Below are 15,761 nucleotides of genomic sequence, written 5' to 3'. Positions count from 1 at the left end.
CCCCGATCCGCATCGCCGCGATGCGCGGGTCGCCGCGCGCCACGACGCTGGTCGCGGAGGTGGTGCGGATGGCCCACAACGCGGAACTCGGTCGGCGCGGCGAACAGCTCGCGGTCGACCACCTGCTCGGTCGCGGAATGACGGTGGTCGAGCGCAACTGGCGCTGCCGGCTCGGTGAGATCGACATCGTCGCCCGCGACGGCCGCGACACGGTGTTCGTCGAGGTGAAGACACGCACGACCCACGACTTCGGGCATCCGTTCGAGGCCATCACGCCGCTGAAGCTCGCGCGCCTGCGCCGTCTCGCAGTGGCCTGGTGCGAGGCGACGGATGCCCCGGTGGCCCGCATCCGCATCGACGCGGTCGCCGTGCTCGCGCCGACCGAGGCGCCCGCGATGATCGAGCACCTCGAGGGCATCGGCTGATGCCCGTCGCACGCACCCGCTCGGTCGCCCTCCTCGGCCTCGCGGGCTCCATCGTCGAGGTCGAGGCCGACCTCTCGTCGCAGCTGCCCGGCATCTCGATCATCGGCCTGCCCGACGCGGCCCTCGCCGAGGCGCGCGAGCGTGTCCGCTCCGCCGCGACGAACGCCGGCTGTCCGTTGCCGCAGCGCAAGCTCACCGTGAACCTCTCGCCGGCCGCGCTCCCGAAGCACGGTTCCGGCTTCGACCTGGCGATCGCCATCGCCTGCCTGGCGGCAGCAGGCGAGGTGTCGGTCGAGTCCGTCGACCGTGTCGTGCACCTCGGCGAGCTCGGCCTCGACGGGCGGCTGCGCCCGATCGACGGGATCCTGCCCGCCGTGCTCGCGGCCTCCCGCGCCGGCCACGACACCGTGATGGTGCCGAGCGCGAACGCCGCTGAGGCCGCGCTCGTGCCGGGGGTCGAGGTGATCGGCGTCGCGTCCCTGCTCGAGGCCGCCATCCGGCACGGCGGCGAGTACGAGGAGCGACCGGTCGAGCCGGTGCCCGCGTCGATGCGCGCCGACGACGGCGAGTATGCGCCCGGCGACCTCGCCGACGTCGCGGGCAACGACGATGCGGTCGACGCCCTGCTCACCGCGGCGGCCGGGGGTCACCACGTCTACTTCCTCGGTCCGCCCGGCGCCGGCAAGACCATGCTCGCCTCCCGGCTGCCAGGCATCCTGCCCGATCTCGCGCCCGACGCCGCGCTCGAGGTCTCCTCGATCCGCTCACTCGCGGGCCGCTCCGTCGGCGACGCGCTCTCGGTGCGGCCGCCGTTCGAGGCGCCGCACCACACCGCGACGGCTGCCGCGATCGTCGGCGGCGGCAGCCGCCTGATCCGTCCGGGCGCCGCGTCGCGCGCGTCGCACGGCGTGCTCTTCCTCGACGAGGCGCCCGAGTTCCCCTCGGCTGTGCTCGACGTGCTGCGCCAGCCCCTCGAGTCGGGCACGATCAGCATCCACCGGGCGAACTCGGTAGCGTCGTTCCCCGCGCGGTTCCAGCTCGTGGTGGCCGCGAACCCGTGTCCGTGCGGCAACCACGGCCTGACGAGCCTCGACTGCACGTGCACGCCCATCATGCGGCGTCGCTACCTCGGTCGCATATCCGGACCGCTGCTCGATCGCATCGACCTGCAGATCTGGGTGCCCCGCATCACCGCGGCCGGACTGCGTCTCGCCGCCGAGCGACCCGGCCTGTCGAGCGCCGAGGCGCGTGCCCGGGTCGTCGCGGCGCGCGACATCGCGCGCGACCGGCTCACGGGCACCCCGTGGCGCACCAACGCCGAGATGCCGGGACCCTGGATGCGCGGTCCTGGGCGGCTCCATCCCGGCGGTCGCGCGAGCGCCGCGGCCGACCGGGCGCTCGAGCTCGGCGGCATCACGATGCGCGGCTACGACCGCGTGCTGAAGACGGCGTGGACACTCGCCGATCTGGAAGGCGCGACCGTGCCGACCCGGGAGCACGTCGGGCACGCCCTGTTCATGAGGAAGGGATTCGACCTGTGAAGCTGTTGACTAAGGCCGCGGGGGAGTCCGCGGCCGACTTCGCGACCGTGCGCCGCGGCGCCGAGCTGTCGCTCGACGCGTTCGCACGCGCGGTGCTCGGTCTCGTCGCCGAACCGGGCGACGGCGTGCTCGGACGGTCGATCGTCGCCGTCGGCGCGCCGGCGATGGCCGAGCACCTGCTCGCCCGTGCGCCGGCCGACGCACTGGTCGACGCGGTGGTCGAGGCCGGCGGCGACCTCGACGAGCGCGAAGCGAACTCTGCACGTGACCGCTGGCTTCCACGGCTCGACCATCGGGGGTTCGTCACGTCGCTGGCGCAGGCCGCTCGGGTGGGCGCGCGCCTCGTGGTCCCGGGCGACGCCGGCTGGCCGACCGGCGTCGACGAGCTCGGTGCGCACGCGCCGCTCGCCCTGTGGGTCCGAGGTCGGGTCGAGGCGCTCGGCGGCGGGCAGCCGACGATCGCGCTCGTCGGTGCGCGTGCGGCCACCGGGTACGGCGAGCACGTCACGATGGAGGCCTCCGCGGGGCTCGTCGACCGGGGCTTCGCGATCGTCTCCGGCGGCGCCTACGGCATCGACGGAATGGCGCACCGCTCAGCGCTCGCGAGCGACGGCACGACCGTGGCGTTCCTCGCCGGCGGAGTCGACCGCTACTACCCGCTCGGACACGAGTCGCTCCTCGCGCGCATCGCCGAGACCGGCGCGGTCGTCGCCGAGCTGCCGTGCGGCGCGGCGCCCACCAAGTGGCGGTTCCTCCAGCGGAACCGCTTGATCGCGGCCGCCAGCGAGGCGACCGTGGTGCTCGAGGCCGGCATCCGCTCGGGCTCGCTCAACACCGCGGGACACGCTGCGGCGCTCGGGCGGCCCATCGGCGCCGTTCCCGGTCCGGTCACGAGTCCCGCGTCGGCCGGATGCCACCGCCTGCTTCGCGAGTTCGATGCGGTGTGCGTCGTCGACGCCGACCAGATGGCGGAGCTCGTCCCCGGCGGGGGTCGACGGTCTTGGCGCGGGCACGCCGGCGCTTCGGTCGTCGACGGGGAGGCTGGAGGCGAAGGCGAAGGCCCCGAGTCGTCCTCGCCAGACGAACGCGCCGATCCGAGACTGGTGCGCGTGCTCGACGCGCTGAGCACCCGGTCGCCGCGTCCCCTCGACGACGTGGCGCGTCGCGCCGGACTCACGGTGACCGAGGTCATGTCGGTGCTCGGCGGACTCGAGGCTGAGGGCATCGCCATGCGGGACGCCCGCGGCTGGCGTCGGCGGCGTGCCGGGTGATCGCCGGGCCGGCGTGAGAGGCACGCCATAGGCTGACCGCGAGGAGGTCGGCATGGCGGAGCAGCTCGGCAGGTATCCGGCGGCGAAACGGGTCATCGCCCATGTGAGCGACACCCACCTGCTCGATGGCGGTGCGCCGCTCGGCGGCCGCGCCGACACGGTCGGCGCCCTGCGACAGGTCGTCGCGCAGCTCGAACGGCTGGGCGACCGCCTCGACGCGATCGTGGTCACGGGCGACGTCACCGACCTCGGGGAGCCCGACGCGTACCGGCGCGTGCGCGAGCTCGTCGATCCGCTCGCCGCCTCGTCGGGCGCCCGCGTCGTGTGGGTCATGGGCAACCACGACGTGCGCGGCCCGTTCCGCGAGGGCCTGCTCGACGAGCCGGCCTCCGACGAGCCCGTGAACCAGGTCGTCGACCTCGACGGCCTCCGCGTGATCGCCCTCGACACGAGCGTGCCCGGCTGGCATCACGGCCGGCTCGACGACGCCTCGCTCGAGTGGCTCGACCGCGTCCTCGCCGAACCCGCTCCCGAGGGCACCTTCCTCGCGATGCACCACGCCCCGCTGGCCACGCCGCTCGCCCTCATGGACGTGCTCGAGCTGCAGGGGCAGGACGCGCTCGCGGAGGTGATCCGCGGTCGCGACATCCGGCTCATCCTCGGCGGGCACCTGCACTATCCGACGAACGGCGAGTTCGCCGGCATCCCCGTCTCCGTCGCGGGCGCCACGGCGTACACCATGGACCTCTCCGCGCCGCCCCGCGAGCTCGTCGGCGTCGACGGCGGTCGGTCGTTCGATCTCGTGCACGTCTACGACGCCACGCACGTGTCCATCGTGGTGCCGCTCGGCCCGTTCCCGGTCGTGACGAGCTTCGGCGAGGAGTTCCTCGCGGAGGTCGAGGGCCTCCCGCCCGAGGGTCGGCTCGATCGCTTCTCGCGCAAGCCCGAGGGGTCATGACCCTCGACGCCGCGCTCGACGACTACCTCGCGCACGTCCGCACCGAGCGCGGCTACTCGGAGCACACCGTCGCGGCGTATCGCGCCGACCTCGGCGACCTCATGGGGTTCGCCGAGCAGCGCGGCCTCGACGACCCCGGCGGGATCGACCTCGGGCTGCTCCGCGACTGGCTGTGGGCGGCCACCGAGCGCGGCCTCGCACGTGCGACCATCGCGCGGCGCGCGGCATCCGCTCGGGGCTTCACCGCCTGGCTGCACCGGCGCGGCCTGATCGCGACCGATCCCGGCGCGCGGCTCAAGGCCCCCCGCGCGCAGCGCACGCTGCCGCGCGTGGTCACCGAGCACGCGCTCGCCGACGCGCTCGCGGCACTCGGCGACCGGGCGGCCGACGGCGATCCGGTCGCGGTGCGCGACGCCGCGATCGCGGAACTGCTGTACGCCTCCGCATTGCGCGTGTCGGAGCTCGTGGGACTCGACCTCATCGATGTCGACCGACGTCGACGTACGGTCCGCGTCACGGGCAAGGGCGCGAAGGAGCGCGTCGTCCCGTACGGCGCACCCGCGGCGCGGGCGCTCGATCGCTACCTCGAGGCCGCCCGTCCGGCCCTGGTCGTCGGCGCCGAGAGAGCGCCGACGACGTCGGCCGTGTTCCTCGGCGTGCGCGGCGGCCGCCTCGGCGTGCGCAGCGTCCATCGGCAGATCGCGACGCTGCTCGAGGCGATCCCGGGCTCCGGCCCGGGCGGTCCGCATGCGCTCCGGCACAGCGCCGCGACGCACCTGCTCGACGGCGGCGCCGACCTCCGTGCGGTGCAGGAGTTCCTCGGCCACGCCAGCCTCGGCACGACGCAGATCTACACGCACGTCTCCACGGAACGGCTCAAGCAGAGCTACCGGACGGCGCATCCGCGGGCCTGAGGCGCGGGCCTGCGGCCGGCGAACCTCCACCGTCAGAACGGCAGCAGCACCGCGCGCGGGATGCCGCCGAGGAAGAGGAACGGCGACACGTACTCGCCGTCGATGCGCACCCCGAAGTGCACGCAGCCGGAGCAGTGCCCGCCCGACGAGACGACGCCGATCGGGTCGCCGGCCGCGACCGCCTGTCCCTCGGCCACGAGCGCGTCGACGGGCTCGATCGCGCTCACGATGCCGCCGCCGTGGTCGATCGCGACGACGCCGCGCCCGGCCACCGCGCCGGCGAAGCTGACGGTGCCCGGCTCGGGCGCCACGATCGTCGCGCCGGGCACGACCGCGATGTCGATGCCGCGGTGTCCCGACGCGTACGGCGAGGCCGGCGCCCGGAACGGGGAGACCACGCGGATCGGCGGCGGCACGGGCCAGCGCCACTGCACCGGTGCCGCGACCGTCGGGGGAGTCGAGGCGACGGCCGGTGCGAGTCCGAGCGCACCAGCGGCGCCGGTGCTGATCGCCACGAGTGCGGCGCCGACGAGCAGGGTCAGCACGGCGGCGACGAGTGCGCCGATCCGTCGTCGACGACGGCCGGTCGACGCGGGCGCGGGAAGGGCGGAGGAGGGCTCGGTGACGGTCATGCACCGAGGCTGGCCGGGCCCGCGGCATCCGCGCGCACAGGCGGCGAGGACGGGAACGGCCGACACCCGCGCCGAGGCTGGGGAGGACGGGTGCCGTGGTAGAGTATCCGATACACCTCGGCCCGCCGGGGTGACTACGCGTGCCATTCGGCCACCGACTCCACTCAGTCCCGCGAAGCGCTGGTCCTCCAGCCTGAGCCGGCGGAGCCGTGCCGGGCACCAGGGCTCCGCGCCGCCGGCGCGAGCGACAACTGAGAACAAAGGAGTACGGCTCATGGCCGTCGTCACCATCCGCCAGCTGCTCGACAGCGGCGTGCACTTCGGGCACCAGACCCGCCGTTGGAACCCGAAGATGAAGCGCTTCATCTTCACCGAGCGTTCCGGCATCTACATCATCGACCTGCAGCAGTCGCTCGCCTACATCGACAAGGCGTACGACTTCGTCAAGGAGACGGTCGCCCACGGCGGCACCATCCTCTTCGTCGGCACGAAGAAGCAGGCCCAGGAGTCGATCGCCGAGCAGGCGACCCGCGTCGGCCAGCCCTACGTCAACCAGCGTTGGCTCGGCGGCCTCCTCACCAACTTCTCCACGGTCTCCAAGCGCCTCGCGCGCATGAAGGAGCTCGAGGAGCTCGACTTCGAGGGCACCACCAGCGGCTTCACCAAGAAGGAGCTGCTGATCAAGAAGCGCGAGCTCGACAAGCTGCACAAGTCGCTCGGCGGCATCCGCAACCTGTCGAAGACCCCGTCGGCGCTCTGGGTGGTCGACACCAAGAAGGAGCACCTCGCGATCGACGAGGCCAAGAAGCTCGGCATCCCCGTCATCGGCATCCTCGACACCAACTGCGACCCCGACGAGGTGCAGTACCCGATCCCGGGCAACGACGACGCCATCCGCTCGGTGAGCCTGCTCACGCGCATCATCGCCGACGCCGCCGCCGAGGGCCTCATCGAGCGTCACCAGAAGCCCGAGGCCGAGGGCAACGTGTCGGCCGTCGAGCCGCTCGCCGAATGGGAGCAGGAGCTCCTCCAGGCCGGCAGCGCGACCACGCCCGAGCAGGCGTCGGCCGAGACCGACGTCGTCGCCGAGACCGTCGCCGAGGCGAAGGAAGAGGCGGCCGAGGTCGTCGACGAGGCCGCGACGGAGATCGCCGCGACCGAGTCGGAGGCCGACGCCGAGGGCGCCGCCGCAGCCGAGTCCAAGTAATCCACTCCACCTACGACCACAAGTCCAGGAGACAACTATGGCCAACTTCACCCTCGAAGACGTCAAGACCCTGCGTGAGCGCCTCGGCACCGGCATGGTCGACACGAAGAACGCACTCGTGGAGGCCGACGGCGACCTCGAGAAGGCCGTCGAGATCCTCCGCCTGAAGGGCGCGAAGGGCAACGCGAAGCGTGCCGACCGGTCCACCGCCGAGGGCCTCGTCGCCGCCGTCGACAACGGCGACGGCACCGCCACCCTGCTCGAGCTCGCGTGCGAGACCGACTTCGTCGCCAAGGGCGACAAGTTCGTCGGCCTCGCCGACCGCGTGCTCTCGGCCGCCGCTGCGGCTCGCGCCGAGACCGTCGAGGCCGCCCTGGCCGCGCCGGCCGAGGGCAAGACCATCGCAGACGTCATCAGCGAGGAGGCGGCGATCCTCGGCGAGAAGGTCGAGCTCCGTCGCATCCGCCTCGTCACGGGCGAGCAGTTCTCGATCTACCTGCACAAGACGTCGAAGGACCTGCCCCCGCAGGTCGGCGTCGTGCTCGGCTACGCCGGCGACGACGCGGAGACCGCGCGTTCGGTGGCGCAGCACATCTCGTTCGCGAACCCCGAGTACCTCACGCGTGAGGACGTCCCGGCGGACGCGGTCGAGAAGGAGCGTGCCATCGTCGAGCAGATCACGCGCGACGAGGGCAAGCCCGAGGCCGCCCTGCCGAAGATCATCGAGGGTCGCCTCGGTGCCTACTTCAAGCAGGTCGCCCTCCTCGAGCAGCCCTACGCCAAGGACGACAAGGTCTCCGTCGGCAAGGTGCTCTCGGACGCGGGCCTCACGGTGAGCGACTTCGCTCGCTTCAAGGTCGGCGCGTAAGTCGAGGTGAGGGAGTCCGGATCGCACAGGCGATCCGGGCTCCCTTTTCCATGCTTCCATGCGCGGATGCCGCCGCCACGCGAAGTGGGGCAAGGGGCACGCCGCGCGACATCGGGCACCGGCACTGCGTCGGGGCCGGTGAACCACTAGTTTTGACACGGGGACGAAGGGACGGTCGGGGATGACGGAACGCAAGCGCAGGGTGATGCTGAAGCTCTCCGGAGAGGCGTTCGGCGGGGGAGCGCTCGGGGTCAATCCGGACGTCGTGAGCGCACTGGCACGCGAGATCGCGGATGCCGCGCGCACCGTCGAGGTCGCGATCGTGGTCGGCGGCGGCAACTTCTTCCGCGGCGCCGAGCTCTCGCAGCGCGGCATGGACCGCGGCCGTGCGGACTACATGGGCATGCTCGGCACGGTAATGAACTCCCTCGCGCTCCAGGACTTCCTCGAGCAGGCGGGCGCCGAGACCCGCGTGCAGTCGGCGATCTCCATGACGCAGGTCGCGGAGCCCTACATCCCGCGCCGTGCGGAGCGCCACCTCGAGAAGGGCCGGGTCGTCATCTTCGGCGCCGGCGCGGGCCTGCCGTACTTCTCGACCGACACGGTCGCCGCGCAGCGTGCGCTCGAGATCGGCGCCGACGTCGTGCTCGTCGCGAAGAACGGCGTCGACGGTGTCTACTCCGATGACCCGCGCACCAACCCCGACGCGCACAAGATCGACACCATCAGCTACCAGGAGGCGCTGCAGCGCGGCCTGAAGGTCGTCGACTCGACCGCGTTCAGCCTGTGCATGGACAACGGCATGCCCATGCAGGTGTTCGGCATGGAGCCGAGCGGCAATGTCACCAAGGCCATCCTCGGTGCGGAACTCGGCACGATCGTGAGCAACGGCGTGCCGGTGTCCACTCGATAGACTGTCCCGAGCAGCGAAACAGAAGGAGCCCCCGTGATCGCGGATGTACTGTCCGATGCCACCGCACGCATGCAGAAGGCCGTCGAGGTCGCGAAGGAGGACTTCGCGACGGTGCGAACCGGCCGAGCGAACCCGCAGCTGTTCCAGAAGATCATGGTGAGCTACTACGGCACCCCGACGCCGCTCGCGCAGCTCGCCTCGCTCCAGAACCCCGAGGCCCGCACGCTCGTCGTGACGCCCTACGACAAGAGCGCGCTGAAGGACATCGAGCAGGCGATCCGCGACGTGCCCAACCTCGGCGCGAACCCGAACAACGACGGCAACATCATCCGCGTCACCCTGCCCGAGCTCACCGAGGAGCGGCGCAAGGAGTACGTGAAGATCGTGCGGTCGAAGGCGGAGGACGCCCGCGTGTCGGTGCGCAACATCCGTCGGAAGGCCAAGGACGACCTCGAGTCCCTCAAGGGCGAGGTCGGCGACGACGAGGTGACCCGTGGCGAGAAGGAGCTCGAGCACGTGACCAAGGCGAACGTCGACGCGATCGACGAGGCGCTGAAGCGCAAGGAAGCCGAACTCCTCGAGGTCTGAGGGAGCACGATGTCGGGCGTCCCAGGGGATGACAGGTCGGACGCCGGGGGGCATGAGCGGACCTCGCGCGAGGAGATCCGCGCGCAGGTGCAGTCCCGCAAAGCCGACCTCGAGCGGCAGTTCGAGGCGTCCAAGGCGCAGTTCGACCAGGCGCAGGAGAAGATCAAGGCCCGCACGGGCCGCAACCTGATCCTGGCGATCCTCATCGGACTGGCGTTCGGCGGTGCGCTGCTGCTGAGCCTCCTTGTGATCAAGGAGCTCTTCATGCTCTTCGCCGTGGTGCTCGCGGGCTTCGCGGCGTGGGAGCTCAGCCAGGCGCTGCGCAAGGGCGACTTCGACGTGCCGCGCATCCCGACGGTGGCTTCGGCCGTCATCGCGATTCCGATCGCGTACTACGGCGGCGCGAGCGGGCAGCTGCTCGCCGTGCTCGGCGGCATCGTGCTGGTCACCGTGTGGCGGCTCGTCGAGCAGGCCGTCCCGTCGCGCCGCCGCAGCGGCGCGAGCCTCGTGCGCGACCTGTCTGCCGGCGTCTTCGTGCAGGGCTACGTGACGCTCCTCGCCACGTTCACGGTCGTGCTGACGGCCGCCGAGGGCGGGCAGTGGTGGACCCTCGCGTTCATCGTGATCGCGGTGGCGGCCGACGTGGGCGCCTATGCGTTCGGGCTCATGTTCGGCAAGCACAAGATGGCGCCCGTCATCAGCCCGAAGAAGACCTGGGAGGGCTTCGCCGGCGGAGCCGGTGCCAGCCTCGTGGCCGGCGTGCTGCTCTCGCTCTTCATGCTCGGCAACACGTGGTGGTTCGGGCTGATCTTCGGCGCCGCGATCTTCCTCACCGCGACGCTGGGCGACCTCGCCGAGTCGCTCGTGAAACGCGACATCGGCATCAAGGACATGAGCTCCTGGCTGCCCGGACACGGCGGCTTCCTCGATCGGCTCGACTCGATCCTGCCGTCGGCGGCCGTTGCGTTCGTGGCCTTCCGGATCTTCGGTTGAGCGTCCGCGATAATGGTGTAGTGGACTCCACCTTCCCTCGCGCCAGAAAGCCTCAGCTGGGCTACAACACCGCCCAGGTCGAGGAGTTCCTGCAAGTGGCCCGACGCGCCTACGACGGCAAGGCCCGTGGTGACGACCCGCCGCTGTCGTCCGAGCGCATCCGCCTGACCGCCTTCGCGATGCAGAAGGGCGGCTACTCGACCGCGCACGTCGACGCCGCGCTCGAGCGCCTCGAGGACGCGTTCGCCGCGGAGGAGCGCCAGGTGGCCGCGCGCCTCCACGGCAGCGAGGCGTGGCTCACGGAGGCCCGCAGCACGGCGCAGGTGGTCTCCAACCGCCTCGCACGGCCCGAGGGCCAGCGCTTCGACCGGGTCAGCCCGCTGGCGCTCGGCTACCGGGTACGCGACGTGGATCGCTTCGCCGACAAGCTCACGCGGTACTTCCGCGACGGATGGCCGATCTCCATCGACGACGTGCGCACGGTGGTCTTCACGACCCAGCGCGGCGGCTACCGCGAATCGCAGGTCGACCTGGTGCTCGACGCCGTCGTCGACGTCATGCTCGCCGTCCGCTGACCTCCGGTTCGACTCCGCGGCGATCGCTCCGATACACTCGACGAATCGTGGGCAGGCATACCGGGAACGAAGCTTCGACGACACCCGTGCGTCAACCGTCCACCGGCCGTTCCCCAGCCTCTCCCGACGCCCCCGTCGCGTCGCGCACGACCACGAGCGGCGCGTCGCGCACCGCGACGCGCAGCCCCGTCAAGCAGGGTGCGACCGTGATCTTCGCGTTCGTGGCATCCGTGAGCTTCCTGCTCGTGAACGTGGTCGACCCGTTCTCGGGCGCCACGGCCTCGCCCGACTTCGCCGAGCGCGGCGAGCGGTTCGGCGGTGCCGACGTGCAGGCGTTCGACGTCAACGGCGAGTACACGATCGACGTCTCCCGAGAGGGCTACGTCGTCGAGAAGAAGCCCGAGGTGAAGCTCGCGCCCGCCGCGACCTCCGCCTCGAGCGGCTGGGCTCCGCCCGCGATCACGCCCGACCCCGGCTCGGCGCAGGAGTACGCCGCCGGCGCCGTCGCCGCACGCGGTTGGCCGTCGACCGAGTTCGACTGCCTCGTCGCGCTGTGGAGCAAGGAGTCGGGCTGGCGCGTGAACGCCTACAACGCGTCGAGCGGCGCCTACGGCATCCCGCAGGCACTGCCCGGGTCGAAGATGGCCACGGCCGGCGCCGACTGGGAGACGAACGCGGGCACGCAGATCGAGTGGGGCCTCGGCTACATCCAGGGCCGCTACGCGACGCCGTGCGGCGCGTGGGCGCACTCGCAGGACGTCGGCTGGTACTGACCCGCCCGCGACCCGATCCGGGTCGGCTGACGTCCACTGGCGGGCCCGTCGCGTCAGGCCGCTCGGCGGGGCGTCGACGAGCAGGCGGATGCCGGGCCGCCGCCTAGACTGGAACCCATGGCACGCTCGAACCGATCACGCGGTCGAGCGGCCCGTGCTCGCGAGGAGCACCCCGAGCTCGACGTCGATCGGCTCACCGCCGGCTGGCGACGCACCGAGGTGCGCGGCGGTCGCGAATGGAACGTGCAGCCCGTCTCGGAGGCGCAGGCCGTGAAGGCCTACCTCTGTCCCGGCTGCGGACTCGAGGTCGCGCCCGGCGTGGCGCACCTCGTCACCTGGCGCGCCGACGGCGTGCTCGGCGACGCCGCCGACCTCGCGGCGCGGCGTCATTGGCACACGCACTGCTGGAGGATCGGCGCCCGGTGAGTTCCCCTGACACGACCCCCGTCGAGATCCGAGCCGGCGTCGAGCTGCCGGCGGTCCGCGAGGAGATCGAGCTCCGCACCTCCGACGGGCTGCGCCTCGTGGGCGAGCTCGCCACTCCGGTCGACCGACCGCCCGTCGCGACGCTCGTCACGCTGCATCCGCTGCCCACCGCCGGCGGCTTCATGGACTCGCACATCCTTCGCAAGGCCGCCGCGCGGCTGCCCGCCCTGGCCGACCTCGCGGTGCTGCGGTTCAACACCCGCGGCACCTCGTCGCCGCGCGGCACGAGCGAGGGCGCCTTCGGCGAGGGCGTGGCCGAGCGCGCCGACGTGGCCGCGGCCATGGACTTCGTCGCGTCGCGGGGACTGCCGAACCCCTGGCTCGTCGGCTGGTCGTTCGGGACCGAGCTCGCGCTGAAGTACGGCCTGGAGCACGGCATCTCGGGCGCGATCCTGCTGTCGCCGCCGCTGCATCGCACGACCGATGAGGAGCTGCGACGGTGGAACGGCTCGACCGCGCCGATCGTCGCGGTCATTCCCGAGCACGACGACTACCTGAAGCCCGACCAGGCCGCCGAGCGCTTCGCGGTGCTGCCGAGGCTCCGCCGCGTCGACGTGGCGGGCGGCCGGCACCTCTGGGTGGGGGAGTCGCAGACGCGCCGCGTGCTCGACGAGATCGTCGCGGCCGTCAACCCGTCGGCGCTCCCGCTGCCGACGACGTGGCCGCCCGCAGCGGCGAGCTGAGGGCAGCGGCGCCGAGGCCCCGCTCAGAGCTCGTTCTGCCGCGGGATCACGACCTGCTTGATGATGAGCAGGATCGACGCCGCGACCGGGATGGCGATGAGCGCGCCGAGGATGCCGAGCAGCGCGCCGCCCGCCAGCGCCGCGATGACGACGAGCGCGCCGGGCACCTTCACCGCGCGGTTCATGATGCGCGGGCTGAGGAAGTACGCCTCGACCTGCATGTAGATGAGGTAGTAGATCGCCGCCACGAGGGCCGTGACGGGCGAGCCGAGCCCCGGGATGAGGCACACCAGCACGATGATCACCGAGCCCGTGACCGTGCCGACGAGCGGCACCAGCGAGAACAGGAACGCGAGGAACGCCAGCACGGCCGGGAACGGCGCCTGGATGATCGACAGGAAGATGAAGCTCAGCACGCCGTTGCAGGCCGCGAGCGACACCTGTCCGGCCACGTAACGGCCGACCGACTGGGTGATCTGCTCGGTCAGGTCGGCGAACCGCTCGCGGCGCGACGCCGGCACGAGCTGGTACGTCGCGCGCTTCATGGTGTTGAGCGACGCGGCGAAGTACAGCGTGAGGATGAACACGATCACGATGGCGAACAGGCCGGCGCCGATCGCGACGGCGACCTGCAGTACGCCGCCCGCCAGCTCGCTGGGCTTCTCGGGGTTCGTGACGAACTCGTTGACCGCCGTGGTGATCTGCCGGCTGAGCTCGTCGACCTGGACCTGCGGGAACTGCTCCTGCAGGCTCTCGATCCAGTCCTGCGAGTTCACGCGCGCCACGATGAACGGGATCTCGTCGACGAGCTGGCTCACCTGGTCGACCACGATGGGCACCACGGCGAGCACGAGCGCCGCGACGACGAGGCCGACGGCGGTCATCACGATGAGGATGGCCGACCAACGCGGAAGCCCCCGGCGCTCGAGCCAGCTGATCGCCGGATCGAGGCCGAGGGCCAGGAAGAGTGCCGCGCCGATGTACGCGATGATCGTCGAGAGACTCGCGATCGACATGAGGATGAGCAGGCCGACCCCGACCCCGAGCGTTCCGATGAGACCGATGCGGAACGCGTTCTGGATCTTCATGGGGCCGGCCGCCCGTCGGCTCAGCGGTTGTCCGCAGCCACCTGCTCGGCCTGGGTGAGCACGCCGCGGAGGCTCTCGAAGTAGCCGGCCACGGCGTCGCGCTCGATCTTGATCTGGGAGAGGCGGTCCTCGGCGTCGGCCACGAGCGCGCGGGTCCGCTCCTCGGCGTCGGCGATGAGCTTGCGAGCCTGGTCGTGCGCGGCGGCCACGCGGTCGCGGGCCTCCTCGTCGGCCTTGTCGCGGACCACGGCGATCTCGCTGCGGACCTTCGCCTCGAGGCGCTCGGCCTCGGCGCGGCTCTGGGCCGTGCGCGAGCTCGTCTCGGCGAGCTCGGCGTTCGCCTCGTCGAGGAACTTCTGGGTCTGCGCGGTCGCCTCCTGCTGGGCCGTGAGGAGCTCCTGCTCGGCCTCGTCGCGCTTGGTGGCGAGCTCGGCCTCGAGGTCGAGGCGGGCCTTCTCGACCTCGCGACGAAGGCGGTTGACCTCGTGCGTGGTCTTCTTGCGCATCGCGGTGAGCTGGTTGTCGAGGTCGATGCGCGACTGCTCGGACTCCGCCTCGAAGTCGGCGCGGGCCTGCTCCTGCTCGAGGGCGAGGTCGGCGCGCATCTGGTCGAGGTCGGCGGCGTGCTTCGCACGGATGCGCTCGAGCTCGTGCTTGAGCTTCAGGCGCGCGGCCTCGGCCTCGCGCTCGCGGTCGACCTTGGCCTGCTCCTGCTGCTGCGCGAGCTGGACGCGGCCGCCCTCGAGCTCCTTTTCGAGGTCGGTGCGGGCCTGCTCGAGCTCGTGCACGAGGGCGGCGCGACGCTCGGAGATCTCGGCCTCGATGTCGGCGCGGCCCTCCGCGGTCTCGCGCTCGAGGTCGAGGCGCGACTGCTCGCTCTCGCGGGCGAGGTCGATGCGGGCCTGCTCGGTCTCCTTCGCGAGCTCTGCACGGGCCCGGTCGAGCTCGATGGCGACCTCGGCGCGGGTCTGCTCGGTCTCCTGTGCGAGGCCGGCGGCGGTCGCGCGCGCCTCGTTCGCCTCGGTGTTCGCGGCGACGAGGATCTCGGATGCCTTGCGCTCGGCCGACGAGACGGCGGCGGAGGCCTCGCGCTTGGCGCTGGAACGCGCCTCGGCGGCCTCAGTGGCGACGGCGCCCCGGATCGAGGCGGCGTCGCGCGCGGCCTCCTGGCGGAGCTGCTCGCTCGACTCGTGCGCGCGGGAGACCATGTCGTCGACCTCGGCGCGGGCGTTCTCGAGCAGTCGGTTCGCCTGTGCGCGCGCCTCGGTGAGGGTGCGCTCGGCGAGCTCGTGCGCGTCGGAGCGCATGAGGTGCGACTCGTCCTCGGCCGCGCGACGCAGCTTCTCGGCGTCGATGTCGGCCTGCGCGATGAGACGGGTGGACTGCTCCTCGGCGACGCGGAGGGTGTTCTCGAGCTTGGTGCCGAGCCCCGAGAACGTCGGGCTGCCGACCTCCTCGAGCTCCGCCGTCAGCTCTTCGATGCGGGCGAGCAGGCGCTTGTTCTCCTTGCCCTGTTCGGCGAGCTGGTTGTTCGTGTTGATGACGTCGCGTCGGAGCCCATTGATGCTCTTGTCGACCTCGTCCTTGTCGTATCCGCGGAACACCTGCGTGAACTCGGTCTCTTCGACGGCCATTCTTCCTCCGGGCTCTGTCCCGCGTTCGTGGGGGCGCTGCGGGATGTGTCGATTGTAGAGGCACGCGGCATCCCCCGTGCGCGCCGTTCACAGGCCCCGAGTGGCGCAACCCGAGCCGATCCGGACCGACGCGATGCTCAGGGTGCGGTTAGGAACCTCCCAGAGACCGCCGGTAGTGTGGGGTGTCTTTGTTCGAAGCCGCCACGCGCGGC

General features: G+C 71.8%; 17 protein-coding genes. 14 read left to right on the top strand and 3 right to left on the bottom strand.

Annotation, left to right across the window (positions count from 1 at the left end; genetic code table 11):
• The first annotated feature begins 68 nt into the window (after positions 1-68).
• Genes ACFVN5_RS10575 through ACFVN5_RS10555 form a run of 5 tightly spaced genes read left to right on the top strand, consistent with a single transcriptional unit; the run spans position 69 to position 5,109 of the window.
• Positions 69-425 (top strand): YraN family protein, encoded by a 357-nt coding sequence (locus ACFVN5_RS10575; RefSeq protein ID WP_148734753.1) that lies wholly within the window; start codon positions 69-71, stop codon positions 423-425.
• Entirely contained in the window at positions 425-1,966 is a 1,542-nt protein-coding gene (locus ACFVN5_RS10570) for a YifB family Mg chelatase-like AAA ATPase (protein WP_376955043.1), read from the top strand. Before ACFVN5_RS10575 ends, ACFVN5_RS10570 begins: the two co-directional genes overlap by 1 nt.
• Positions 1,963-3,237 carry a DNA-processing protein DprA gene (gene dprA / locus ACFVN5_RS10565; RefSeq protein WP_376955042.1) on the top strand — a complete coding sequence of 425 codons (1,275 nt, stop codon included), beginning with the start codon at positions 1,963-1,965 and terminating at the stop codon, positions 3,235-3,237. Before ACFVN5_RS10570 ends, dprA begins: the two co-directional genes overlap by 4 nt.
• 52 nt (positions 3,238-3,289) lie before the next feature.
• Positions 3,290-4,195 carry a phosphodiesterase gene (locus ACFVN5_RS10560; protein WP_376955040.1) on the top strand — a complete coding sequence of 302 codons (906 nt, stop codon included), beginning with the start codon at positions 3,290-3,292 and terminating at the stop codon, positions 4,193-4,195.
• The gene (locus tag ACFVN5_RS10555) at positions 4,192-5,109 is read left to right on the top strand and encodes a tyrosine recombinase XerC (RefSeq protein WP_376955039.1); all 918 of its coding nucleotides are present in this window, start codon (positions 4,192-4,194) and stop codon (positions 5,107-5,109) included. The genes ACFVN5_RS10560 and ACFVN5_RS10555 overlap by 4 nt, the downstream gene beginning before the upstream one ends.
• A gap of 32 nt (positions 5,110-5,141) precedes the next feature.
• Here the strand turns inward: ACFVN5_RS10555 and ACFVN5_RS10550 are convergent, their stop codons facing one another.
• Entirely contained in the window at positions 5,142-5,741 is a 600-nt protein-coding gene (locus ACFVN5_RS10550; RefSeq protein ID WP_376955038.1) for a M23 family metallopeptidase, read from the bottom strand.
• Positions 5,742-6,015: 274 nt separating this feature from the next.
• On the opposite strand from ACFVN5_RS10550, the gene rpsB reads away from it, so the two are divergent.
• The 9 genes from rpsB to ACFVN5_RS10505 all read left to right on the top strand — a co-directional run bounded on the left by rpsB (position 6,016) and on the right by ACFVN5_RS10505 (position 12,827).
• A complete protein-coding gene (rpsB, locus tag ACFVN5_RS10545; protein WP_376955037.1) occupies positions 6,016-6,948 on the top strand; it encodes a 30S ribosomal protein S2 in 933 nt (310 codons plus the stop codon).
• A 37-nt stretch (positions 6,949-6,985) separates the two neighbouring features.
• Positions 6,986-7,816: a translation elongation factor Ts gene (tsf, locus tag ACFVN5_RS10540; RefSeq protein WP_376955036.1), complete on the top strand. Its 831-nt coding sequence runs from the start codon at positions 6,986-6,988 to the stop codon at positions 7,814-7,816.
• 181 nt (positions 7,817-7,997) lie between these two features.
• Positions 7,998-8,729 carry a UMP kinase gene (gene pyrH / locus ACFVN5_RS10535; RefSeq protein ID WP_376955035.1) on the top strand — a complete coding sequence of 244 codons (732 nt, stop codon included), beginning with the start codon at positions 7,998-8,000 and terminating at the stop codon, positions 8,727-8,729.
• Between the two features lie 33 nt (positions 8,730-8,762).
• The gene (frr, locus tag ACFVN5_RS10530) at positions 8,763-9,317 is read left to right on the top strand and encodes a ribosome recycling factor (RefSeq protein ID WP_376955034.1); all 555 of its coding nucleotides are present in this window, start codon (positions 8,763-8,765) and stop codon (positions 9,315-9,317) included.
• An 87-nt stretch (positions 9,318-9,404) separates the two neighbouring features.
• The gene (locus ACFVN5_RS10525) at positions 9,405-10,310 is read left to right on the top strand and encodes a phosphatidate cytidylyltransferase (protein ID WP_376955032.1); all 906 of its coding nucleotides are present in this window, start codon (positions 9,405-9,407) and stop codon (positions 10,308-10,310) included.
• Positions 10,311-10,330: 20 nt separating this feature from the next.
• Entirely contained in the window at positions 10,331-10,885 is a 555-nt protein-coding gene (locus ACFVN5_RS10520) for a DivIVA domain-containing protein (protein ID WP_376955031.1), read from the top strand.
• 86 nt (positions 10,886-10,971) lie between these two features.
• The gene (locus ACFVN5_RS10515) at positions 10,972-11,658 is read left to right on the top strand and encodes a lytic transglycosylase domain-containing protein (protein ID WP_376955030.1); all 687 of its coding nucleotides are present in this window, start codon (positions 10,972-10,974) and stop codon (positions 11,656-11,658) included.
• A 117-nt stretch (positions 11,659-11,775) separates the two neighbouring features.
• Positions 11,776-12,084 (top strand): hypothetical protein, encoded by a 309-nt coding sequence (locus ACFVN5_RS10510; protein ID WP_376955028.1) that lies wholly within the window; start codon positions 11,776-11,778, stop codon positions 12,082-12,084.
• Positions 12,081-12,827: an alpha/beta hydrolase gene (locus ACFVN5_RS10505; protein WP_376955027.1), complete on the top strand. Its 747-nt coding sequence runs from the start codon at positions 12,081-12,083 to the stop codon at positions 12,825-12,827. Before ACFVN5_RS10510 ends, ACFVN5_RS10505 begins: the two co-directional genes overlap by 4 nt.
• A 23-nt stretch (positions 12,828-12,850) precedes the next feature.
• Here the strand turns inward: ACFVN5_RS10505 and ACFVN5_RS10500 are convergent, their stop codons facing one another.
• Entirely contained in the window at positions 12,851-13,915 is a 1,065-nt protein-coding gene (locus tag ACFVN5_RS10500) for an AI-2E family transporter (protein WP_376955025.1), read from the bottom strand.
• 20 nt (positions 13,916-13,935) lie between these two features.
• Complete coding sequence (locus tag ACFVN5_RS10495) at positions 13,936-15,549, bottom strand: DivIVA domain-containing protein (RefSeq protein ID WP_376955023.1); 1,614 nt, start codon at positions 15,547-15,549, stop codon at positions 13,936-13,938.
• Positions 15,550-15,761: the final 212 nt, after the last annotated feature.

The organism is Agromyces sp. NPDC057865 (assembly GCF_042796995.1).
In the GTDB taxonomy this organism is placed as follows: domain Bacteria; phylum Actinomycetota; class Actinomycetes; order Actinomycetales; family Microbacteriaceae; genus Agromyces.
This window is presented reverse-complemented; position numbering and strand designations above follow the sequence as displayed.

Coding starts and splice junctions, on each gene's coding strand:
- ACFVN5_RS10575 (WP_148734753.1), top strand. CDS start 69: ATGGCCCACAACGCGGAACTCGGTCGGCGCGGCGAACAGCTCGCGGTC.
- ACFVN5_RS10570 (WP_376955043.1), top strand. CDS start 425: ATGCCCGTCGCACGCACCCGCTCGGTCGCCCTCCTCGGCCTCGCGGGC.
- ACFVN5_RS10560 (WP_376955040.1), top strand. CDS start 3,290: ATGGCGGAGCAGCTCGGCAGGTATCCGGCGGCGAAACGGGTCATCGCC.
- ACFVN5_RS10555 (WP_376955039.1), top strand. CDS start 4,192: ATGACCCTCGACGCCGCGCTCGACGACTACCTCGCGCACGTCCGCACC.
- ACFVN5_RS10550 (WP_376955038.1), bottom strand. CDS start 5,741: ATGACCGTCACCGAGCCCTCCTCCGCCCTTCCCGCGCCCGCGTCGACC.
- rpsB (WP_376955037.1), top strand. CDS start 6,016: ATGGCCGTCGTCACCATCCGCCAGCTGCTCGACAGCGGCGTGCACTTC.
- tsf (WP_376955036.1), top strand. CDS start 6,986: ATGGCCAACTTCACCCTCGAAGACGTCAAGACCCTGCGTGAGCGCCTC.
- pyrH (WP_376955035.1), top strand. CDS start 7,998: ATGACGGAACGCAAGCGCAGGGTGATGCTGAAGCTCTCCGGAGAGGCG.
- ACFVN5_RS10510 (WP_376955028.1), top strand. CDS start 11,776: ATGGCACGCTCGAACCGATCACGCGGTCGAGCGGCCCGTGCTCGCGAG.
- ACFVN5_RS10500 (WP_376955025.1), bottom strand. CDS start 13,915: ATGAAGATCCAGAACGCGTTCCGCATCGGTCTCATCGGAACGCTCGGG.
- ACFVN5_RS10495 (WP_376955023.1), bottom strand. CDS start 15,549: ATGGCCGTCGAAGAGACCGAGTTCACGCAGGTGTTCCGCGGATACGAC.